A 21785-nucleotide genomic window follows, 5' to 3' on the forward strand; every position below is an offset into this window, starting at 1 on the left:
GATCTTAATTACTCGACTCCTTCTTCCGGGTACCTTTCTGCTTGAACCTTGATGGATTCACCGCTGTCCACTTCATCTGGATCGATGTAGCGCCCGGTTGGCATGAGGACAGACTCTGGGAGCATGGTCGTTTCATCTCCGACGAGGACAGCGTAGATCCTCTCGTCGACTCCTTGACTCTTGCCCAAAATCACTCCTGAGGAACCGGCAACTCCGAGTTCTGCGGTGTGGCTGGTTTCGAGAACGGTGACGATTTCATCGAAATTGAACTCCCTCATCTATGGGTTACCTCCCCAAAGGGGTCTACGTTAACGTGGCGATTATCGCGAGAGAGCCAACCGATCTTCTCGCGCCCTTGACGCGACAACTGGACATCCCACTCGAAAGGATGCCCCTCGGTGCGCGATGGCCCCACTGTCCACTCGTTACCGAATCGGTCAATGTATCCACCGCTACGACCTCGCGGCAAGGGGTTCGCGGGATTGTAGTTCTTCGGAGGGACATATCGAATGCGACCTTGATTCGGCAGGCCGAATTCATCCCCCGGACCGGCTGCACGCATTCTCGCTTTAACGCTCCAACAGTCGCTATTGTGAACGAGTACCGGCGTGGCACCGGCGAGTACATAGTACGTGTGCAGTTCGTCGATGGTGAGGTTGTACGTCCGAGCTTTCTTGGTGAACCCCCGGTTCCCCGTGACGATGACGGTGTAGCCGTCGTCCGTGCGCAGGGTCATGCCCGGTTTGAGGTCGCCAGCCGGTATCCAGTTGTGTTCGGAGGGGGCCCAGAAGGGGTGCTCGTGGGTGGCGGTGAGGTGTTCGATGCCGTCCAGAGTGGCGATGGAGAGTTCGTTGAAGTATTTGTCGCCTTCGGTACGGATGAGGCGGGTGACTTCACGGGGGCCGGTTTCACCGGTTTTCGGGTCGGTCGCCAGGACCTTGTCATCGAGTTCTATGTCCTCGATGTCCTTGGTCTTGCCATCGGCCATGAGGACATCGGTTCCGGCAAGGAAGCACTTGCAGGCGCCCTTGATGCCACCACCCATCAATCCGCCTCGCCCCATTCCCAGGGCTGCAACGAACTCATTTCCTATCTCTATCGAGCGCTCCCACACCCGGGCATCCTGATTGCATTCATCTTCGTGAGCGCGGCAGTAGGTGGCGGCAATTACCTTCGCTCCTGCCACGTCATTCGGATTTTCGAGGTAGTAGGCGTACGCCTTATTGCAGGCGAGGCGGCCGTAGCAGACTACTTCTGGTTTGTTGAATGCATTGGTCTGGGGGAACCAGTAGCCGCCTACGGTGTTTGTGAGCTTATTGGTCCCGAAAAGATAGTACTGGCCGGCCACTCGGTCGGCGTCGTCCGATGACGGGGTTGTCGCTGCAATCCAGGGGCCATCGAAATCGCTGTCGTTTGAGTTTCCCTTGTTTCCGCTTGCGCTACCACTCCTCGCGGTGCCGTTTCCGCGGCCGCTGGAGGCTGCTGGAGCTGGCTTGGGCGGGTGGTTCTGCTTGACCTCGTCGATGGTGCCGCCGTTGGCGGTGCAGTAGCTGTAGGTGGCGCAGTTGTCGATCTTCAGGCCGGTGGGGTCGCTGAAGGTGACGGGGTTGTTGCCGGCGTAGCTGTAGCCGTTGAGGGTTTGGGGGTTGGCCGGGTCCAGGATGGGGTCGACGCTGAGGAACTGGCCCGTGGTGGGGTCGTACTGGCGGGCGCCGATGTGGGTCAGGCCCGTCGTCGCGTCGCGGGTTTTGCCGAGGAAGCCCTTGTCGTTAGGCCAGGGGCCGAAGAGGGGGGTTCCTCGGTCGGCGCCGAAGGGGGTGGTGTAGCGCTTGGTGAAGGTCTGGGCTGTGTCGGGGTTGAGGGAGAGGGAAGAAGTGCCGTGGTGGTCGCTGGTGAGGTAGGTGAGTTTGTTGGTGCCGGTCTCGTTTGAACGGAGGGCGTGGCCGGCGTACATGCGCTGCGCCCACACCGTGCCGTCCGCGCGGAGGTGGAGTTCCGTGGCGCCGGCGTACAGGACGCGTTCGCCGTTCTGGGTGGCGCGGATGAGGAGGGAGTTGTCGGCCGAGTAGAGGTAGTCGGTCGAGGTCCCGTTCTCGGTGAGCTTGTTCAGTTTGCCTTCGGGGGACCAGGTCAGGGCCTGGGCGCCGCTCTTCCCCGGCCGTTCCACCGTGTTGCCGGTGGTGTCGTACGTGTACTTCTTCTGCGGGACCGCGCAGTCCGTACCCGTGGTCGTACCGCTCAGCGTGTGCGGCTGGGCCGTCTTCGTGTAGCAGTACGTCGTCTTCGCGTCGCCGGAAACCGTCGCGGAGCGATCAGCAGCAGTGCCAAGAACGCGATCACCCCCGCCACCGCCGCCCCGATATACACCGCATGCACCGCATCCGCGACCGCCCGGCGGATGTGGTCGGGTGTCCCGGCCGACCCCCAGGAGCGGGTGACCGAGTCGAGGTCGCCGCCTCCGCCCAGGCGGGTTGCGAGGACGCCGTTGGCTATCGCGCCGAAGAGGGAGGCGCCGATTGTCTGGCCCGTCTGGCGGCAGAAGAGGATCGAGGCGGTGGCTGTGCCTCGTTCGCCCCAGGTGACCGTCGACTGGACGCCGACGATCAGGGGGAGTTGGAAGAGGCCCAGGGCCGCGCCCAACGCCAGCATCAGGAGCGTCGGTTGCCAGGGGGAGCCTGGGTACGGGAGGAGGGGGAACGCCAGGAGGATCAGGGCCGCCAGGGCTATGCCCAGGAGCGCCGTGTCGCGGAAACCTATGCGGCGGTAGACGTGTTGGCTGAGCGCCGCCGAGATGGGCCAGCTCAGGGTCCAGACCGAGAGGACGAAACCGGCGGCCACCGGGCCCAGGCCGAGGACGGATTGCGCGTACGTCGGGAGGAAGACCGTCGGCGCCACCATCAGCAACCCCAGTGCGCCCAGCGCCAAGTTGACCGCCGCGATGGGGCGGCGGCGCCACACCCAGCCGGGGATGATCGGTTCGGCGGCGCGGCGTTCCACGGCCACCACGACCGCCACCAGCGCGAGCCCGGCGCCGAACAGGCCGAGCGAAGGCGCCGAGAGCCAGTTCCAGGCGACGCCGCCCTGGACGAGCGCGGTCAACAGGACGCCTCCGCAGGCGAATACGGCGAGGGCGCCCGCCCAGTCGACGCGGGCCCGGGGTGCCGACTCCCGTGCGGGCTCGTGGAGATGACGGACGATCAGCCACAACGCCACTGCTCCGACAGGGAGGTTGACGAGGAAGATCCACCGCCAGTCGGCGTACGCCGCGAGCAGCCCGCCCACCGCGGGACCCGCGACCGCCGACACCGCCCACACCGTGGACAACTTCGCCTGGATCTTGGGGCGTTGCTCCAGCGGGTAGAGGTCGGCGGCGAGCGTCTGGACCGTCCCCTGGAGGGCCCCGCCGCCGAGGCCCTGCACGACGCGGAACGCGATCAGCGCGCCCATGTTCCAGGCGCACGCGCACAGCAGGGAGCCCAGCAGGAACACGGCCGCGCCGACGACGAGGACCGGCTTGCGGCCGAACGTGTCGGACAGCTTCCCGTACACCGGGAGCGTGACGGTCACCGCGAGCAGGTAGCCGGAGAAGAGCCACGAGAAGACCGAGAACCCGCCGAGGTCCCCGACGATCTGGGGGACGGCGGTGGAGACGATCGTGGAGTCCAGCGCGGCCAGCGCCATCGACAGCATGAGCGCGGCGACCACCGCGCCCCGTCGGTCGGGGGTACTACGACCCTCCGTCGCAGGTATGAGCGGCCGAACACTCCCCGTCACAGGCCCTCCACAGTCGCGTGCCCCTTGCATCTATCCGCCGCCGCCCAGCTTCTCACTTGACCCTCCCGTCGCGGCAGGGTGCAGCCTGGGTGGAGCGGGAGGGTGGAGATAGGCCCGGAAACGTCTCCACCCGTCGGTGGACGTCCCCTAGGGGTACCTCCGTACTACGTCTCGGGGAGGGTTCGTCCCGACGGAGGACGAGAGGGCACGGGGTCGGTCCTTAATCTGGCTTTACGTCGACGGGGGCGACCGGATCACCGGGTACCCCCCTCGTCGGGGGGTGGGGTTAACCCCCCGGGAAGACGGGGTCCGGCCCCAATGTGCCGTACCCCTCCCGGGGGACAGACTCAACGTCGTACCGCTCAGGGCCAGTACCGATCAGGGCCGGCCGGCGCGGACCGCCGCGGCAGACGAAGAACGCGACGGGCACCCGCGTACCAATTGATGACCGACATAGGAGACTTGCCATGACATCGGCCGTGACCATTCCCCGGCACGGGGGTTCCGGAGGGCGTACGGCCGTCGCCGCACGGGGGCGGCAGGTCGTGAAGGCGTACGGCTCGGGGGAGACCCGCGTCGTCGCGCTCGACCATGTCGACGTGGACATCGCGCGGGGGGAGTTCACCGCGATCATGGGTCCCTCGGGGTCCGGGAAGTCCACGCTGATGCACTGCCTCGCCGGGCTCGACACGGTCAGCTCGGGAAAGATCTACCTCGACGACACCGAGATCACCGGGCTGAAGGACAAGAAGCTCACCCAACTCCGGCGCGACCGCATCGGGTTCATCTTCCAGGCGTTCAACCTGCTTCCCACGCTCAGCGCGTTGGAGAACATCACGCTGCCGATGGACATCGCGGGCCGCAAGCCGGACAAGGCGTGGCTGGCGCAGGTCGTCGAGACCGTCGGGCTCGCCGGACGGCTCAAGCACCGGCCCAACCAGCTCTCCGGCGGCCAGCAGCAACGCGTCGCCGTGGCAAGGGCGTTGGCCGCCCGGCCCGAGATCATCTTCGGCGACGAGCCGACCGGGAACCTCGACTCCCGTGCGGGCGCCGAGGTGTTGGGCTTCCTGCGCCGGTCCGTCGACGACCTCGGCCAGACCATCGTGATGGTGACGCACGATCCCGTAGCCGCGTCGTACGCGGACCGCGTGCTGTACCTCGCCGACGGGCGGATCGTCGACGAGATGATCCGGCCGACCGCCGACACCGTCCTCGACCGCATGAAGGACTTCGACGCGCGGGGGCGTACGTCATGACCGTCGTGAAGACCTCGATGCGCAACTTCTTCGCGCACAAAGGGCGGATGGCGCTCTCGGCGATAGCCGTGCTGCTGTCGGTCGCGTTCGTCTGCGGGACGCTGGTGTTCACGGACACCATGTCCACCACCTTCGACAAGCTGTTCGCGGCGACGTCGTCCGATGTGACGGTGAGCCCCAAGGGCGCCTCCGACACCGGCGAGACGAAGTCCGACAACGGCAAGCCGCCGGTCATGCCGGCGTCGGTCGTCGACACCGTCCGCACGGCGAAGGGCGTCAAGTCGGCGGAGGGCACGGTGTTTTCGACCTCCGTGACCGTCGTCGACGCCGACAAGGACAACCTCTCGCCGAACGGCGGCGGCCCGACGATCGTGGGCAGCTGGAACAGCAACGACGCCCGCACCATGAAGATCACCTCGGGTGCGGTGCCCAAGGGCGCCGGCCAGGTGATGGTCGACGAAGACACCGCCGACAAGCACCACTTGAAGCTCGGCGACGAGATCGGCGTCATCAGCGCCCTCGGCACGCACAAGGCGAAGATCTCCGGTGTCGTCGCCTTCCAGGTCACCAACCCCGGTGCGGCGATCTTCTACTTCGACACGAAGACCGCGCAGGAGACGCTGGTCGGCCGGACCGGTGTCTACACGAACGTCAACGTCACGGCGGCTGCCGGGTTCAGCGACGAGCAGGTGAAGCAGGGCGTCAACTCCGCGCTCGGCGCTGGTCAGTTCAAGGTGCAGACCGCCAAGGAGACCGCCGACGCCAACCGCAAGCAGGTCGGCTCCCTCATGGACGTACTCAAGTACGCCATGCTCGGCTTCGCCGGGATCGCCTTCCTCGTCGGCATCTTCCTCATCATCAACACGTTCTCGATGCTGGTCGCGCAGCGCACCCGGGAGATCGGGCTCATGCGGGCCATCGGGTCCTCGCGCAAGCAGGTCAACCGGTCGGTGCTGGTCGAGGCGCTGCTCCTCGGGGTCGTCGGGTCGATCCTGGGCGTGGGGGCCGGGGTCGGGATCGCCGTCGGGCTGATGAAGCTCATGGCCTCGTCCGGGATGAACCTCTCCACCGACGACCTGACCGTCGCCTGGACCACCCCCGCGATCGGGATCGTCCTCGGGGTCGTCGTCACCGTACTGGCGGCATACCTCCCGGCCCGCCGCGCGGGCAAGGTCTCGCCGATGGCCGCGCTGCGGGACGCGGGTACCCCTGCGGACGGACGCGCCGGATGGGTACGGGCCCTGATCGGGCTGCTGCTGACTGGCTCCGGAGGGGTAGCGCTCTACCTCTCAGGTACTGCCGACAAGGCGGGTGAGGGCGCGCTCTGGCTGGGGCTCGGCATCGTCCTGTCCCTCCTGGGGTTCGTCATCATCGGACCGCTGCTCGCGGGCGGGATCGTACGAGTACTGGGGGTAGTACTTCTGCGGGCCTTCGGTCCCGTGGGGCGCATGGCCGAGCGCAACGCGCTGCGCAACCCCAGGCGTACGGGGGCTACGGGCGCCGCCCTGATGATCGGGCTCGCGCTGGTCGCCTGCCTCTCCGTCGTCAGCTCCTCCATGGTGGCCTCCGCGACCTCGGAGCTCGACAAGACCGTCGGCACCGACTTCATCATCCAGGCCGACGGCGGACAGCTCGTCACGCCGCAGGCCGTCGAGGCCGTCAAGAAGACGCCGGGGCTCAGCCACGTCACCGAGTACAAGTGGACCGAGGCCGACTTCACCACCCCCGACGGCAAGGTCTCCAAGGACACGGCCATCACCGCGGCCGACCCGACGTACCCCGACGACGTGCGGGGCCAGACCGTCCAGGGCAACCTCAAGGACGCGTACAAGCCGGACTCCATGTCCGTCCACGAGGACTTCGCCAAGGACCACGGCGTCCGGCTGGGCTCCACGCTGAAGATCGCCTTCAAGGACGGGCGTACGGCGTCCCTGACCGTCCGCGCCATCACCAAGAGCGACGTCGCCATCGACTCCGGGGCCATGTACACGGCCATCACGACGATGGCGAAGTACGTTCCGGCCGACAAGATGCCGCTCGACACGATCCTCTTCGCGACCGCGCAGAAGGGGCAGCAGGACGCCGCGTACACCGCGCTCAAGTCGTCCATGCGCGACTATCCGCAGTACAAGGTCCGTGACCAGACCGACTACAAGCAGGCGTTGAAGGACCAGATCGGCCAACTCCTCAACCTCATCTACGGGTTGCTGGCCCTCGCGATCATCGTCGCCGTCCTCGGCGTGGTGAACACCCTGGCGCTGTCGGTGGTGGAGCGCACCCGGGAGATCGGCCTCATGCGGGCCATCGGCCTCTCCCGGCGCCAACTCCGCCGCATGATCCGCATGGAGTCGGTCGTGATCGCCCTCTTCGGTGCTCTGCTGGGCCTCGGGCTGGGCATGGGCTGGGGCGCAACTGCCCAGAAACTCCTGGCACTTCAGGGTCTCGGCGTCCTGGAGATTCCCTGGCCCACGATCATCGGCGTCTTCATCGGCTCGGCGTTCGTCGGACTCTTCGCCGCACTGATCCCGGCGTTCAGGGCGGGCCGGATGAACGTCCTCAACGCGATCGCCACGGACTGATCCGAGAAGGGGGGAACTGGACCACCGCATACGGGGGTTGCGGGGGAAGACCCGGTGCCGGGGAGTCTTGGGGGACTCCTCGGCACCGGGTTTTGTTCATGTCCGGGGGCTCGTGAGCAGCAGGCGGTCAGGGCAGGTGCGGCGGCCGGGACCCTGCCCGTTCGAGACGCCGATTGTCAGTGGGGTCGGCTAGCGTCTGAGGCGTGCGCTACTTCAACACGGCAGGGCCGTGCACCCCCGACCTGCACTACATGCTGCCCGGCCAGGAGCGGCTGCCCCGGGCACGTAGGCATGTCGACCAGGGCCAGTACTTCGTGCTGCACGCGCCACGGCAGACCGGCAAGACCACGGCACTCGCGTCGCTGGCCCGCGAGCTGACAGCCTCCGGTCGGTACACGGCACTGCACTTCTCGTGCGAGAACGCGGAGCCAGCCGGGGAGGACGTTGTTTGGGCGGAGGAACTGGTCCTTCAGGCGATCCGGTACGCCGCCGAGATCGCCAAGTTCCCCGTGGAACTCGCCCCGCCCCCGGTCTGGCCCGAAGCTGCGCCCGGAGCCCGGCTTCAGCAGGGGCTGAAGCAGTGGGCGCTCAGCTCCCCCCGTCCGCTCGTGTTGTTCTTCGACGAGATCGACGCGCTGCGCGGAGAGAGCCTGCGCAGTGTGCTGCGTCAGCTGCGCAACGGCTTCACGACCGGGCGCAGCAGCTTCCCCCACTCGGTGGCGCTGTGCGGCCTGCGCGATGTGCGGGACTACAAGGCGGCCTCGGGCGGGGACCCGGGGAGGCTCGGCACGTCGAGTCCGTTCAACATCAAGGTCGCCTCGCTGCGCCTGGGTGACTTCACCGAGGCCGAGGTCGTCGAGCTGTACGGACAGCACACCGCGCAGACGGGACAGGTGTTCACCGAGGAGGCGCTGGCACGCGCCTTCTGCGTCACGCAAGGACAGCCCTGGCTGGTCAACGCGCTGGCGCGGGAGATCGTCGAGGAGATGGAGGTCCCGCCGTCCGAGCCGATCACGGCAGAGCATGTCGACCAGGCGAAGGAGCGGCTGATCCTGGCGCGGGCCACGCACCTGGACTCGCTGGTCGCCCGCCTGGGCGAGGACCGGGTACGCCGGGTGATCGAGCCGTTGATCGCCGGTGAGCTGCCCGACATCGGCGTCACCTACGACGACGACCGGTCGTACGTCCGCGATCTGGGGTTGATCGCCGTGGACACACCGGTGCGGGTGGCCAATCCGATCTACCGGGAGGTCATCGTCCGCGTCCTGGGGAGCGGTGCCGAGGACTCGGTCACCGACACCCCGAGCAGCTTCCGGCTGCCGGACGGCCGGATCGACATGGACAAGCTGCTGCGCTCGTTCGCCGCGTTCTGGCGGGAGAACGGCGAGATCCTCGCCTCCGGCTCGACCTACCCGGAGGCGGCGGCTCAGCTGGTGATGATGGCGTACCTGCACCGCATCGTGAACGGCGCGGGCTACATCGACCGGGAGTACGGGGTGGGCCGCCGCCGCATCGACCTGCTGATCCGCCAGCCCTACACGAACGAGTCCGACGGATCGCGGTCCGTGCAGCGCGAGGCGCTGGAACTGAAGGTGTGGCGTCAGGGCCGCCCCGACCCCCTGACCGACGGCCTAGCCCAGCTGGACGACTACCTGGACCGTACGGAACTGTCCACCGGCACCCTCGTCGTCTTCGACACCCGCCCCCAAGCCGCCCCCGTCCACGAACGCACCGCGTTCTCGACGCAGACCACTCCGTCGGGGCGCACGGTCACCCTGCTGCGAGCGTGACCCGGTGCCGGGGAGTCTTGGGGGACTCCTCGGCACCGGGTTCTGTTCATGTCCGGTGGCTTGCGATGAGCAGGCAGTCGGGACAGGCATAGACGTCGTCCCTGCGGGTGCACGGGATCGGTACGAGGGTCCGGCGCCCGCAGTGGCAGCAGTCCTCCTCCGTCCGCGCGGGCGGTCCGTCCGCGAGCAGCACCTCCCGGTTCACGTGTGCGTCCTGAACGAGGCGGCGTCGAAAGGTGCGTCGGGGTACGTGTACGGGTGGTCGATGCCCATCGTCGCGAGGGCTGCGGCTCGCCTGCGTTCCCACTGGATCCGCAACTCCCAGGCGTTCAGCGCCAGTTGGTCGTTCTCGATCTGGAGGCGGAAGATTTCGGCGGCTTCTTCTTTGCTGATGCTGGTCCAGGGGCGGGACCAAGGGGAGACGGGGGCGAGGCCGTCGGGGGTGGGCTGGGCGGTGAGATAGGCGGGGGAGTGGCGGCCGGGGCGGGGGCGGGGGGTGAGGATGAGGCGGGCCCAGGTGAGGGCTCGGGCGATAGCATCGCGCATACGTCGGGTCAGCTCCTTCGAAGCTGTCTTGGCCAGCCCCGTTGGACCGATTAGGCCCGGTCCTTCGGGGCGTTTTCGTATCCTGAAGGTAGCGTTAGCTGTAATGCCCTGTCCACCCCTGGAAATTACATGGACTTCTAGGAGCCTGCGGCTGCCTATAGGTACGGTCCAGCGGTGTACGAGTTCGATCCCAGCCGCCCGAAGTGGCAGCAAATCGCCGACGTGGTCCGCCAGCGCATCGCCAGCGGCGAGTACCCGCCGAACCACCTCGTGTCCGAGGTGCGCCTCGGCGAGGAGTTCGACGTGGCCCGCCCGACCGTCCGCAAGGCGACCGCCGCCCTCCGTGCCGAGGGGTTGATCGTTACCACGCCGAGCATGGGGTCGTTCGTGAGGAAGCGCGACTGACGGTGTCCACCCCTGTGATGTACCTGCTTGCCGGGCCGGCGGGGTCGTACGTCTGCTGTACTTCCCGGTCCCGCGCGCTGAACTGCTCCGGTGCCTGAACGGGCGCAACCGGCGTGACGATGCGAACGCGTTGACGGTCACCGAGTCGGCACTGGACGACTTCTTCGCCCGGTTCGAGACCCCTCACGGCGAGGGGGAGGAGATCGTCGAACCGGGTTCCTTCTGACGCCGCTCTTGAGGTGCGGTCAGAGGCGGTTCAGCACCGCCAGACCGAGGAGGGGGATCGCGCTGACGGCCACGACGCCGAGGTACGTGGTCCAGCCGTAGCGGTGGAGCAGGCGTCTCACCGCGATCCGTCGTGCGTGTTCGCGACGTGCATCTTCCACAGGACCGCCGCGTCGCTCGCCGCCCGACGGGTCGTAGTCCTTGTTCGGTTCGCCGGTCGTCGTCTTCCTCCTCGTGTGTCTGGCCCACTTGCCGACCAGGGCCGTGCAGTCGGCGCAGTCGTCGAGGATCTCGGGGGTGGTGAACCCCTGGGGGTACGGCGTGCTGTTGTTCGGCATCGTCAATCTCCTGGAGGGCTCTGCGGGGAAGTCTCACCGAGAGCTGACGGCGTACCGCCGCAGCTCGCCGCCGATGAAGCTGACGAGTCCAGTGCTGTCGGGAACGAGGAACGGCGACGGACGCGGTGAACGAAGAACCCCTCTGCGAGCGGGCGCCGGTACGGCGTCATTGGTTGAATCTGGCCGGCCGCGCCAAGCCCTCGGGCCTCGCGCGCAGACACGTACGTCAGGCCCTCGCCGGGCGCGCCTCACCCGAACGGGTCGAGGACGCCGTACTGGTCGCCTCGGAGCTCGTGGGCAATACCGTCAGGCACACGATCGGTGGACCGGACTGCATGTGCTTGGAGGTGTACGGGAACGCGGCAGTGCTGTGGGTTCATGACTCGGGACGGGACGTGTCAGCAGTACGGACCCGGTCGGCAACGGCATCGTCGGATGAACTGACGGACAGCGGGCTCGGGTTGTTCCTCATCGAGGAGCTGACCGCCGGATGGCTGGTCCGGCCGACCGCGATCGGCAAGGAGGTTGTCGTGGTTCTCCCCCTGGACGCCGGTGGGCTACCCGAGCGGGACGTTCTTCCGTACCTCCCAGCGGTACGTCCGTCCCTCGCGGCGGAGTTCGACCAACTGGACGGCAGGTACGGAGAGTTCGACAGCCGGGAGCACACGAAGCCGTGACACCGACTGGATGACGGGGACAGCGGGGCGGCGGCGGTTGTTGTAGGCGAGGCTCAGATGGGGTCGGAAAGCGGACGTCGGTTTCTCGGAGGCCAGGCCAGCGGCTCTCCCCGTTTCGACGAGCGTGTGGTGGAGCCGGAGCAGGGGTTCCCAGGGGCCGAGGGACAGGCGTACGGCGCCTCGGGAGCCGGCCAGCGGCATGGCGCGTACGGAGAACGCGGTGGGCAGCAGACTTTCCGTGTCCCGGGCCAAGTTGTTCAACTGGCCGGAGGTGACGTTGCCGGGTGGTCCCACCCGTGCGAGGGTGATGTGCAGTCCGTCCAGCGGGACGGGGTCGAGACCGAGCGGTGCCAGTTCTTCCTGGCAGTGCCCGGCGAGAGCCGCGAGGCGCCGGTCGTCAGGAAAAGTGAGCATCCAGTAGTACGCACGGCTGCCGTCCGTCCAGCCGGGGCGCGACCAGTGGTCGGTCAGCTCGTCGAGCGTACTGAACGCCGCCCAGTCGTGGGCCGCGATGGCAGCCGGATCGAGCGGGTCGGCAGGGGGCTCGGCGGGGAAGGCGGCGGGATCGGTGCTGAGCAGGGACACCCGTCGTACTCCTTCGATTCGCACCGGCCCCTACGACGCGGCAGACGCCATGGCCGAAGTTGCCGGCTGCGAGCTCCAGATCCCGAACTCCTCGCCATAATCGCGTACCGACGGACGATCACACCATGGCGCCGCCTGCGCACGCAGGTCACGGGAACGCTGGTAGACGGAGCTGATAGGCCTATCCGCACAGAGCCGCAAGGCTTCACGGCCCAGTGACATCGCGTGATCGACCTCGGGTACACGCTGCTGCAACAACGCAGCGGCGACATCGAGACGTACGAGGGAACGGCTCCACGCGGAGGCCGAGTGCTCCACCAGATCGTCGATCTGCTCGGCATCCCGCAGAACCTGGGCGGTGTTGCGCAGCGCCACGTGCGAGGTCACGGCGTTGGCCAGCGTCCGGGCACGGCCGTACGGCTCGAAAGCGATACAGGGGGTCAGTCCGGCGGGGATCTCGTGGAGGTCGGAGAGGTGGAGAGCCTGCCCGATGACCTTCTCAGCAGTCCGGCGGTCTCCCGTCTTTCCCAGCGCCCGAGCCCTGCCGTTGACGAGCAGGCGGATCGACTGAACGTACTGCGGAGCGCGGTACGCCTCCGCGAGCACGAAGTCTCCCGTGTTCACGGCCATGTAGCCGAGCAGGCCCGACGCGCGGGCGGCGAGGCGGAAGAGTTCACGGCGGATGCCCGGAGGCTGGTGGCCGTCGAGAAGAGTGTGGGTGAGCCTCCGTACCTGGCGGACCTGAGGGCGAAGGACGTACGGCCCGTCCTGTTCGTACCGTTCGACGATCTCCTTCAGGGAGGAACTGATGAAGGCGAGCGTCGCGCCGTCGGCGTTCCCTGTTGTGAGTTGTTGGGTCCTGGTGACGATGTCCAACGGATTCTCGTCGGCTTCGCGTTGTGGAAGTACGCTCGGCGACTCCCGAAGGCTCGCAGGCATCTCGCGTGCTGCGGCGAACAGTTCAGAGACGGGCCTGCCGAGCATGTGTTCCAGCACCCGGCAGGCATCAGGACGGGGCAGGGTGAGTAACTCCCCGCTGTACCAGCGGTCGAACTGGCGTGGAGAGACCTCAAGAGACGCCAAACGGGGGTCGCGGTCGAGTTCTGCCAGCCGAACGGCGGCCCGGCCGTACTGGGTGGCGAAAGCGTCGTGCGTCGTCAGATGCCGTTGCTGAAGCAGGTGCCGAAACAACGTCGTCCGCGGCATGGCCGTCCCTCCCGGCGCAGTACTCACCCGTCACGGGCACCCCCCGACTTCCGACAGCATGGCGATGCAACAACCAACTAGGCAATGTGCCTGGGTAAGTTGACTCGAACGGGTTGAAGACGCGTTGTCGGCGCCGAGGTCTGGCACACCGACATGTGGCTCGACGGTGCGGCTGTATATGGCGTGCAGGCTGACGGCCGTCGGCACATCGTCGATGAGGCCACGGCGGTCGCGGATGGAGGTGAGCAGAGCGCTGATGTACGAGGCCGTCTGCACGGGGCCGGGGATCAACCAGGGGGAGGACCGACTCCTGGGCCTGCTTCAGCTCGGTCCGCTCCATCTTGCGCCACTCGACGTACATGCCGTCGATGCCGCGCGCGGTCGTCCACTCACGAAGATCGCGCTCCGAGGGCGGACGTGTGCCGCTCTCGAAGCGCGAGCATTTCGACTCGTTCCAGCCCAGACGGACCGCCAACGCCCTTTTGGTGAGGCCGGCTTCGGTCCGGCTTGAAGACGACGAGGTCATGGTGGTGCGCAGATCTTGTCCGGGCCGTCAGGGCGTCTGGAACTCTGCGTGCGGGGTGGCCCGCTTCCACACGGACTCGAAGGCCGTGTCGCAGAGTTGTACGACGTCCGGTGCGTCCGTGAGTTCGACCTCCATGTTCTCTCCCTCGCCGTCGAAGTGGTTGACGAGGACGAGGCGGGAGTCGAAGAGCCAGAAGTCGTTCCCCGGGAGCGCGATGTCGGTGGCGTTGCGGCGGGACAGCCAGCGGACCTCTTCACCCGCCGCGATGTTGAGGCCGTCCGTCACGTCGTACTCGAAGCGGATGTACTCGCTGACCGGGGTGGAGACGATCCGTGCCCGGCGTACCTCGACGCCGCGCGAGGTCGCGGCGGTGACGAGGCGGTGCCAGTCGGCCCAGCGCTCGGCGGGGTCGAACGCCGTCCCGGCCTGCCAGTCCGTGAAGGCCGGGTCCGACTTCATGTAGGCGTCCCGCATCTCCAGGTGGACAGCCGACTCTCGGCAGTCGCGGAACAGTTCCTCAAACGTCGGGGGATTTCCACCGCCGACTCGTGGCCCGGGATGTCCATCTGAACTTGCCAGGACTTCAGAGGGTGACCGCATTCGACGGACCGCAGGACAGACAGCGGACGGGCCTCAGCACCTCACGGTATGTCGGTGGTCAGGTTCTCAAACCGAACCCGAACACCATGTCGGGCCAGTCAGGGTCGGCTGTTCCGGCGTCGAGTGCCTTGCTGATCGTCCGCTCTTCGTAGCTGAAGTGGGACTCCATGATCGCCGCCAGTCCGTCCAGCTCGCGCCCGATCGCTTCCAGGTCCGGGCCGTGTGATGCGGTGGCGCTGTCAGCTAGTTCCCTCACGCGGGACAGGATCGAGGCGATGAGTCCATGGTCCTCGACAAGGTTCGCGACCGTCGCGGCGAGATCGGGGCGTTCCCGGAGCAACTGGGAGAACATTCCGTCGTCTTCGCCCTCATGGTGCGAGGTCAACGCGGTACAGAAGGCCAGGCAGTGGGTGAGAAGTACGTCGTCGCCCGACCGGCGGTGCCCGATGCCCGTTCTGATCTCGCCGATCTGGCGACGCAGTTCTTGGTGCGCTTGTGCGAGCTGTCGGCTCAAGGCGACTGCGCGGTCGCCGCTGCGGGAAGCCACGGGTGGCGGCCCTTTCGGTTCCACACCTCCATGCCTGACGGGGGCCGTCACCAGCACGCGATGCTGGTGCTATCCGATCATGCGACCGACTGGACGGCAACAGCCCGCGTACGGCGCCGGTTTCGCGGGGTGGCTCTTCAGTCCAGTACCGCGACCGCCTCGATCTCCACCAGGTGCTCCGGTACGTCCAGCGCCGCCACCCCGATCAACGTCGCCGGCGGCCTGTGGTCGACGCCTAGGCGGGCCGTGCCCCGGGCGATTCCCTCCAGTAGCGCCGGCATTTTGTCGGGCGTCCAGTCGACTACGTACACCGTGAGCTTCGCTACGTCCGTGAAGGCGCCGCCGGCACCCGTGAGGGCCGTGCCGACGTTCACGTACGCCTGTTCCACCTGGGTCGCGAGGTCGGCCGGTGCGTCCCAGGCGACCTGGCCGGCGAGGTAGAGGGTGCGGGTTCCGGAAGTTGTCGACACCTGGTGGTAGACGTCGATCGAAGGGAGGCCGTTCGGGTTCAGCAAGGTGATCGTCATACCGGTGACCGTAGGGAAACCCGCTCTGACGTGGAAGAACGCACTTTTTGGTGCCCCGGGAACCCCGAGGTGACCTTGCAGGTCAGGCCGGTTGTCAGGTCCGCGGCGTCAACAAAGACACCGTGCGCTGCCCAGGGCAGAGGGTGACGGCCGCGTCCACACCCCGACGGTTGTCCACAGGCCCGGCGCATGTCGGCGGCAGGTCGTACGCTGGATGACCCCCGGCCCGTGAGACGCGTCGGGTGGTTGGTGTTCGCCCGTACCCCTCACCGGAAAGATTCCATGAGCCTGCACGGTCTGCTAGACGCCGTTCTGAAGGACAAGGCCCTGTCCGAAGCTGTCCAGGCGGCCTCGGACGGCAACCGCACGCACGTCGACCTGGTCGGCCCCCCGGCGGCGCGCCCGTTCGCGATCGCGGCGCTCGCGCGGGAGTCCGGCCGGCCGGTGCTGGCGGTGACGGCGACCGGCCGGGAGGCGGAGGACCTCGCGGCGGCCCTGCGCACGCTGCTGCCGGCGGACGGCGTCGCGGAGTACCCCGCGTGGGAGACGCTCCCGCACGAGCGCCTGAGCCCGCGCAGCGACACCGTGGGGCGCCGGCTGGCCGTCCTGCGCAGGCTGGCGCACCCGAGCGCGGACGACCCGGAGACGGGCCCGGTGTCGGTGGTCGTCGCGCCCGTGCGGTCCGTTCTCCAGCCGCAGGTCAAGGGCCTCGGCGACCTAGAGCCGGTCGCGCTGAGGACCGGCCAGACCGCCGACCTGAACAAGATCGTCGAGGCCCTCGCAGCCGCCGCCTACGCGCGCGTGGAACTCGTCGAGAAGCGCGGCGAGTTCGCCGTACGCGGCGGCATCCTGGACGTCTTCCCGCCCACCGAGGAACACCCCCTGCGCGTCGAGTTCTGGGGCGACGACGTCGAGGAGATCCGGTACTTCAAGGTCGCCGACCAGCGCTCCCTCGAAGTCGCCGAGTACGGCCTGTGGGCACCCCCCTGCCGTGAACTCCTGCTGACGGCGGACGTCCGCAGGCGCGCGCAGGCGCTCGCCGAGGACCACCCCGAACTCGGCGAGCTGCTGAACAAGATCGCCGAAGGGATCGCCGTCGAGGGCATGGAGTCCCTCGCGCCGGTCCTCGTCGACGACATGGAGCTGCTGATCGACGTCCTGCCCAAGGGCGCGATGGCCGTCGTCTGCGACCCGGAGCGCGTGCGCACGCGCGCGTCGGACCTCGTGGCGACCTCGCAGGAGTTCCTGCACGCGTCCTGGGCGGCGACGGCGGGCGGCGGCGAGGCCCCGATCGACGTCGGCGCGGCCTCCCTGTGGTCGATCGCCGACGTGCGGGACCGCGCGCGCGAGCTGGACATGATGTGGTGGTCGGTCTCCCCGTTCGCGGCGGACGAAGAGCTCGACGCAGACACCCTGAAGCTCTCCATGCACGCCCCCGAGACCTACCGCGGCGACACCGCGAAGGCCCTCGCCGACACCAAGGGCTGGCTGGCCGACGGCTGGCGCACGGTGTTCGTCACCGAGGGCCACGGCACCGCCTCGCGCACGGTCGAGGTCCTCGGCGGCGAGGGCATCGCCGCCCGCCTCGACATCGACCTGGGCGCGATCCAGCCGTCCCTCGTGCACGTGGCGTGCGGCTCGATCGACTACGGCTTCGTCGACCCCGCGCTCAGGCTCGCCGTCCTCACCGAGACCGACCTCTCGGGTCAGAAGGCGGCCGGCAAGGACGGCGCGCGCATGCCCGCGCGCAGACGCAAGAGCGTCGACCCGCTGACCCTGGAGGCCGGCGACCACATCGTCCACGAGCAGCACGGCGTGGGCCGGTACGTCGAGATGGTCCAGCGCACCGTCCAGGGCGCCACGCGCGAGTACCTCGTCGTCGAGTACGCGCCCGCCAAGCGCGGCCAGCCCGGCGACCGCCTGTACATCCCGACCGACCAGCTGGAGCAGATCACCAAGTACGTCGGCGGCGAGGCGCCCACCCTGCACCGCCTCGGCGGCGCGGACTGGACGAAGACCAAGGCGCGCGCGAAGAAGGCCGTCAAGGAGATCGCCGCCGACCTGATCAAGCTGTACAGCGCGCGCATGGCCGCGCCGGGACACGCGTTCGGCGCGGACACGCCCTGGCAGCGCGAGCTGGAGGACGCGTTCCCGTACGCGGAGACGCCGGACCAGCTCACCACGATCGCCGAGGTCAAGGACGACATGGAGAAGACGGTCCCGATGGACCGCCTGGTCTGCGGCGACGTCGGCTACGGCAAGACCGAGATCGCGGTGCGGGCCGCCTTCAAGGCCGTCCAGGACGGCAAGCAGGTCGCCGTGCTCGTGCCGACGACCCTGCTCGTGCAGCAGCACTTCGGGACGTTCAGCGAGCGGTACGCGCAGTTCCCGGTCAACGTCCGCGCGCTGTCCCGCTTCCAGACCGACACCGAGGCCAAGGCCACTCTGGAGGGCCTGCGTGAGGGCGCGGTGGACGTCGTCATCGGCACGCACCGGCTGTTCGCGTCGGAGACGAAGTTCAAGGACCTCGGGCTCGTCATCGTCGACGAGGAGCAGCGCTTCGGCGTCGAGCACAAGGAGCAGCTGAAGAAGCTGCGCGCGAACGTCGACGTGCTGACGATGTCGGCGACGCCCATCCCGCGCACGCTGGAGATGGCCGTCACCGGCATCCGCGAGATGTCGACGATCACCACGCCCCCCGAGGAGCGCCACCCGGTGCTGACGTTCGTCGGGCCGTACGAGGAGAAGCAGATCGGCGCCGCGATCCGGCGTGAACTCCTGCGCGAGGGCCAGGTCTTCTACATCCACAACCGGGTCGAGTCCATCGACCGGGCCGCCGCGCGCCTGCGCGAGATCGTCCCCGAGGCCCGCATCGCCACCGCGCACGGGCAGATGGGCGAACAGGCCCTGGAACAGGTCGTCGTCGACTTCTGGGAGAAGAAGTTCGACGTCCTGGTGTCGACGACGATCGTCGAGTCCGGCATCGACATCTCCAATGCCAACACCCTCATCGTGGAGCGCGGCGACACCTTCGGCCTCTCTCAGCTCCACCAGCTGCGCGGGCGCGTGGGGCGTGGCCGCGAGCGCGGGTACGCCTACTTCCTGTACCCGCCGGAGAAGCCCCTCACGGAGACCGCGCACGAACGCCTCGCGACGATCGCCCAGCACACCGAGATGGGCGCGGGCATGTACGTCGCGATGAAGGACCTGGAGATCCGCGGCGCCGGCAACCTGCTCGGCGGCGAGCAGTCCGGGCACATCGCGGGCGTCGGCTTCGACCTGTACGTGCGCATGGTTGGCGAGGCCGTCGCGGACTACCGCAAGCAGCTGGAGAACGGCGAGATCGAGGAGGAGCCGCCGCTGGAGGTCAAGATCGAGCTGCCGGTCGACGCGCACGTCCCGCACGACTACGCGCCGGGCGAGCGGCTGCGCCTCCAGGCGTACCGGTCGATCGCCTCCGCCAACTCCGAGGACGACATCAGGGCCGTACGCGAGGAACTCACCGACCGCTACGGCAAGTTGCCGGAGCCCGTCGAGAACCTCCTGCTGGTGGCGGGCCTGCGGATGCTGGCGCGCGCGTGCGGGGTCGGCGAGATCGTCCTCCAGGGCACCAACATCCGGTTCGCGCCCGTGGAGTTGCGGGAGTCGCAGGAGCTGCGGCTCAAGCGGCTGTACCCGGGGACGGTCGTCAAGGCGGGTGCGCACCAGGTCCTCGTACCCCGTCCGAAGACCGCGAAGGTCGGCGGGAAGCCGCTCGTCGGGCGTGAACTCCTGGGCTGGACCGGGGAGTTCCTGGCAACCGTTCTCGGGTCGTAGAGAAGGTAGTAAAGGGGGCATTCTTGACAGGCGCCGGTGACGGATCGATGGTGGAGACACCGGCGCCTGTCAGGTGCCCCGTTCATTCCCAGGGGGAGGAATGAACAGTGTCGTCTTCGGCAACCTCTCCGTCTCGCTGACCGGCCGTCACGGCGCCCGCCTCACGCGCGTACCGCCGTCGGTGACGACCCCGTACCCGCGCGCGCTCGCCGAGCCGCCAACGGCCGTACCTGGTCGGGCGATCGGGGGAACTCGACCGCGTACGCGCCCGCGAGACGGTCGAGTTCACCGGGCCCTGCGGCAGCGGCCGGACGGCCCTCCTGCGCAGCGTCCCGGACAGCGTGTACGTCAGAGCGGGCGCGACCGCGCTGGAGGACCTCCTCCAGGACCTCATGCGGTCCTACTACGTCTGGCAGGGGCCTGTCAGGTTCACCACCGAGGAGTGCGCGCGGGCGCTGGGGGCCGTCGACGGGACCGTGGCCCTCGACGACGTCACGTACACCGCCGCCCAACTCGGCTACCTCCAGCAGGTGTTGCGCGGCTGCGTGCTGGTGCTCGCCACCGGGACGCCCACGCTCCCGGAGGCGCACGCCCTCGAAGGGCTCTCCGAGGACGCCGCGACCGCCCTCCTGGCCCGGGACCTCGGCCGCCCCCTGTCCGGCCCCGAGCAGGCCGCCGTAGGGCGTCTCGTGGCCGCCGTCGGCGGGCAGCCGCTGCACCTGCGGCAGGCCGCCGCGCTCGTGCGCTACGACGGGATGACGCTCGCCGACGTCACCGCGCGCGCGGCGGGCGATCCCGGCGTCCTCGACGAACTGTGCGTCTCCGCACTCGCGCCGCAGGCCAAGCGGGTGCTCGCCGTGCTCACGCTGCTCGGCGGCGCGCTGCTGCCCGCCGGGGTGCTCGCGCAGATGGCCGACGTCGCGTACGTCGCCCAGACCTTCGAATCGCTCTCCGCGCGCGGGCTCGCCGAACAGAGCGACGACCGGTTCGGGCTGCCTGTCTGCAAGGCCGAGCCCTACCGGCACATCCTCTACCGCCACATCGGGCTCGCCTCCGCCGTACGCTCCCTCGTCACCTGGCTCGCCTCCGGTGACCCGACCGGGCCCGACGCGCGCGGGGCGCTCGATGCCGCCATCGGGCTCCTCGGGGTCGCCGCCGAACGTCGCGAGTGGCAGACCGTCGTCCGGCTCGTCACCGTCCTGGAGCGCGTTCTGTTCATCCAGAGCCACTGGCAGGCCTGGCAGAACACCCTCGCGCAGGGGATCACCGCCGCGCGCGAGGCCGGGGACGTCGCGTCCGAGGCGTACTTCACGCATCAGCAGGGGGTGCAGCACTTCCTGCACGACCGTACGGAGCACGCGCGCAGGATGCTGCAACGCGCGCTGGACCTCCGTACGCAGCTCGGCGACACCGCCGGCGCGGAGGTGACGCGGGCGAATCTGGCGCTGCTCGACGGGCCGGTGGTGCCGCCGATGCCGTCGACGCCGCCTCGCGCGCCGTCGGGCAGGGGCGGCGGGCGGCGGGTCGCTGTCGTCGCTGCCGCGGTGGTGGGGGTGCTGGTGGTGGGGACGGCTGTCGCGCAGGTGGTCGGCAAAGGGGGTGGCGGGGGGAGTTCCGGCTCCGCGTCGGTGGGGTCGGCGGGTCCGGTGGCGTCGGTCTCGGATACGGAGAGCACGTCGCCGCCTGTGTCGCAGTCGGTGTCCCCCTCGGAGTCGGAGTCCGTGTCGCCGGGCGACAGCGGCGGAGGCGGGAGCGAACCGCCGCCCCTCGCGCGCGCGGGACTGCGCCTCACCCCGTCCGCGCAGGACTTCGGCCGGACCTCGCGCTTCCCATCCGTCGACGCGCCCCTGAGGGGTTTCCTTCTCGCCAACACGGGTACGACCGCCGTCACTCTCGGGTCGATCACCATCCCCGGCTCCAACGGCTTCTCCTACGCCGACGGCAACTGCGGCACCGAACTCGCGGCGGGCGCCTCCTGCACGATCACCATCGAGTTCTCGCCGGGCCGCATCGGAGCCGACAGCGGACAGCTCACGGTCACCTCGTCGGCCAGGACGGTCACCGCCGACCTCACCGGAACGGCGTACCCCAGCGTGACACTCACGCTGACCGGGGGTGGGCGCAACCAGGTCACCGTCTCCGACCCCCGGGGGAACCCGTTGTGCACCGGCGCCGACGATCGGCACAACTGCGATCCGGTGGAGGCGCCGGACTCGCTGATCCCGACCGCCGCCAAAGGCACCATGTTCTCGGAGTGGCTCGGTGCCTGCACCGGCAGCGGTTCCTGCTCGCCGCCGCAGGACCGGGACAGCGAGGTGACGGCGGTGTTCAAGCCCGACATCCGGTGAGGGGTTGACCCTGCCACCGGCGTCAAGGTCCGACGATCAC

The 21785-nt window shown here is 68.5% G+C and carries 17 protein-coding genes and 1 pseudogene; 7 read left to right on the forward strand and 11 right to left on the reverse strand.

Annotated features, from left to right (window positions below):
- Positions 1 to 8 precede the first annotated feature (8 nt).
- The 3 genes and pseudogenes from J8M50_RS07125 to J8M50_RS07145 all read right to left on the reverse strand — a co-directional run bounded on the left by J8M50_RS07125 (position 9) and on the right by J8M50_RS07145 (position 3804).
- Positions 9 to 278 carry a hypothetical protein gene (locus tag J8M50_RS07125; protein ID WP_141655542.1) on the reverse strand — a complete coding sequence of 90 codons (270 nt, stop codon included), beginning with the start codon at positions 276 to 278 and terminating at the stop codon, positions 9 to 11.
- Positions 275 to 2287 (reverse strand): annotated as a pseudogene (locus J8M50_RS49025) (polymorphic toxin type 17 domain-containing protein); the annotation flags it as partial. The pseudogene J8M50_RS49025 and the gene J8M50_RS07125, both read right to left, overlap by 4 nt.
- Positions 2239 to 3804, reverse strand: a complete 1566-nt coding sequence (locus tag J8M50_RS07145) for an MFS transporter (RefSeq protein WP_078480496.1) — start codon at positions 3802 to 3804, stop codon at positions 2239 to 2241. The pseudogene J8M50_RS49025 and the gene J8M50_RS07145, both read right to left, overlap by 49 nt.
- A 437-nt stretch (positions 3805 to 4241) precedes the next feature.
- On the opposite strand from J8M50_RS07145, the gene J8M50_RS07150 reads away from it, so the two are divergent.
- The 3 genes from J8M50_RS07150 (at position 4242) to J8M50_RS07160 (ending at position 9399) form a co-directional block, all read left to right on the forward strand.
- The gene (locus J8M50_RS07150; protein WP_010351363.1) at positions 4242 to 5030 is read left to right on the forward strand and encodes an ABC transporter ATP-binding protein; all 789 of its coding nucleotides are present in this window, start codon (positions 4242 to 4244) and stop codon (positions 5028 to 5030) included.
- Entirely contained in the window at positions 5027 to 7609 is a 2583-nt protein-coding gene (locus J8M50_RS07155) for an ABC transporter permease (RefSeq protein ID WP_010351364.1), read from the forward strand. Before J8M50_RS07150 ends, J8M50_RS07155 begins: the two co-directional genes overlap by 4 nt.
- A gap of 203 nt (positions 7610 to 7812) precedes the next feature.
- A complete protein-coding gene (locus J8M50_RS07160) occupies positions 7813 to 9399 on the forward strand; it encodes a P-loop NTPase family protein (RefSeq protein WP_010351366.1) in 1587 nt (528 codons plus the stop codon).
- 201 nt (positions 9400 to 9600) lie between these two features.
- On the opposite strand, the gene J8M50_RS07165 is transcribed toward J8M50_RS07160, so the two are convergent.
- A complete protein-coding gene (locus tag J8M50_RS07165) occupies positions 9601 to 9945 on the reverse strand; it encodes a hypothetical protein (protein WP_010351367.1) in 345 nt (114 codons plus the stop codon).
- A 174-nt stretch (positions 9946 to 10119) separates the two neighbouring features.
- Here J8M50_RS07165 and J8M50_RS07170 point away from each other — a divergent pair, with 174 nt between their 5' ends.
- Entirely contained in the window at positions 10120 to 10350 is a 231-nt protein-coding gene (locus J8M50_RS07170; protein ID WP_010351368.1) for a GntR family transcriptional regulator, read from the forward strand.
- A gap of 245 nt (positions 10351 to 10595) precedes the next feature.
- Here J8M50_RS07170 and J8M50_RS07175 read toward each other — a convergent pair whose 3' ends face one another.
- On the reverse strand, positions 10596 to 10913 hold the full coding sequence (locus tag J8M50_RS07175) for a hypothetical protein (protein WP_010351369.1): 318 nt from the start codon (positions 10911 to 10913) through the stop codon (positions 10596 to 10598).
- Between the two features lie 125 nt (positions 10914 to 11038).
- On the opposite strand from J8M50_RS07175, the gene J8M50_RS50025 reads away from it, so the two are divergent.
- On the forward strand, positions 11039 to 11590 hold the full coding sequence (locus J8M50_RS50025; protein WP_075661551.1) for an ATP-binding protein: 552 nt from the start codon (positions 11039 to 11041) through the stop codon (positions 11588 to 11590).
- Here the strand turns inward: J8M50_RS50025 and J8M50_RS07180 are convergent.
- The 6 genes from J8M50_RS07180 to J8M50_RS07205 form a co-directional block, all read right to left on the reverse strand.
- Positions 11471 to 12175, reverse strand: a complete 705-nt coding sequence (locus tag J8M50_RS07180) for a 2'-5' RNA ligase family protein (protein ID WP_029183517.1) — start codon at positions 12173 to 12175, stop codon at positions 11471 to 11473. The genes J8M50_RS50025 and J8M50_RS07180 overlap by 120 nt on opposite strands.
- A 30-nt stretch (positions 12176 to 12205) precedes the next feature.
- A complete protein-coding gene (locus J8M50_RS07185) occupies positions 12206 to 13354 on the reverse strand; it encodes a hypothetical protein (protein ID WP_306044585.1) in 1149 nt (382 codons plus the stop codon).
- Positions 13245 to 13907, reverse strand: coding sequence for a helix-turn-helix domain-containing protein (locus tag J8M50_RS49650; protein WP_075661552.1), 663 nt, complete (start codon positions 13905 to 13907; stop codon positions 13245 to 13247). Before J8M50_RS49650 ends, J8M50_RS07185 begins: the two co-directional genes overlap by 110 nt.
- Positions 13908 to 13934: 27 nt before the next feature.
- On the reverse strand, positions 13935 to 14486 hold the full coding sequence (locus J8M50_RS07195) for a DUF6879 family protein (protein WP_178854997.1): 552 nt from the start codon (positions 14484 to 14486) through the stop codon (positions 13935 to 13937).
- A 79-nt stretch (positions 14487 to 14565) separates the two neighbouring features.
- Positions 14566 to 15054 carry a hemerythrin domain-containing protein gene (locus tag J8M50_RS07200; RefSeq protein ID WP_010351373.1) on the reverse strand — a complete coding sequence of 163 codons (489 nt, stop codon included), beginning with the start codon at positions 15052 to 15054 and terminating at the stop codon, positions 14566 to 14568.
- 137 nt (positions 15055 to 15191) lie between these two features.
- Positions 15192 to 15581, reverse strand: coding sequence for a RidA family protein (locus J8M50_RS07205; protein WP_010351374.1), 390 nt, complete (start codon positions 15579 to 15581; stop codon positions 15192 to 15194).
- 282 nt (positions 15582 to 15863) lie between these two features.
- On the opposite strand from J8M50_RS07205, the gene mfd reads away from it, so the two are divergent.
- Positions 15864 to 19397: a transcription-repair coupling factor gene (mfd, locus tag J8M50_RS07210; RefSeq protein ID WP_010351375.1), complete on the forward strand. Its 3534-nt coding sequence runs from the start codon at positions 15864 to 15866 to the stop codon at positions 19395 to 19397.
- 341 nt (positions 19398 to 19738) lie between these two features.
- Positions 19739 to 21745, forward strand: a complete 2007-nt coding sequence (locus J8M50_RS49655) for a choice-of-anchor D domain-containing protein (protein WP_010351376.1) — start codon at positions 19739 to 19741, stop codon at positions 21743 to 21745.
- The last annotated feature ends 40 nt before the right edge of the window (positions 21746 to 21785 follow it).

Origin of the sequence: Streptomyces acidiscabies, from assembly GCF_020010905.1 — a bacterium.
GTDB lineage: Bacteria > Actinomycetota > Actinomycetes > Streptomycetales > Streptomycetaceae > Streptomyces > Streptomyces acidiscabies.

What these genes read in the sequence shown, in the direction of transcription:
- J8M50_RS07125 (WP_141655542.1), bottom strand. Translation starts at nt 278, where the DNA reads ATGAGGGAGTTCAATTTCGATGAAATCGTCACCGTTCTCGAAACCAGC.
- J8M50_RS07145 (WP_078480496.1), bottom strand. Translation starts at nt 3,804, where the DNA reads ATGCAAGGGGCACGCGACTGTGGAGGGCCTGTGACGGGGAGTGTTCGG.
- J8M50_RS07175 (WP_010351369.1), bottom strand. Translation starts at nt 10,913, where the DNA reads ATGCCGAACAACAGCACGCCGTACCCCCAGGGGTTCACCACCCCCGAG.
- J8M50_RS07155 (WP_010351364.1), top strand. Translation starts at nt 5,027, where the DNA reads ATGACCGTCGTGAAGACCTCGATGCGCAACTTCTTCGCGCACAAAGGG.
- J8M50_RS49650 (WP_075661552.1), bottom strand. Translation starts at nt 13,907, where the DNA reads ATGACCTCGTCGTCTTCAAGCCGGACCGAAGCCGGCCTCACCAAAAGG.
- J8M50_RS07150 (WP_010351363.1), top strand. Translation starts at nt 4,242, where the DNA reads ATGACATCGGCCGTGACCATTCCCCGGCACGGGGGTTCCGGAGGGCGT.
- J8M50_RS07165 (WP_010351367.1), bottom strand. Translation starts at nt 9,945, where the DNA reads ATGCGCGATGCTATCGCCCGAGCCCTCACCTGGGCCCGCCTCATCCTC.
- J8M50_RS07205 (WP_010351374.1), bottom strand. Translation starts at nt 15,581, where the DNA reads ATGACGATCACCTTGCTGAACCCGAACGGCCTCCCTTCGATCGACGTC.
- mfd (WP_010351375.1), top strand. Translation starts at nt 15,864, where the DNA reads ATGAGCCTGCACGGTCTGCTAGACGCCGTTCTGAAGGACAAGGCCCTG.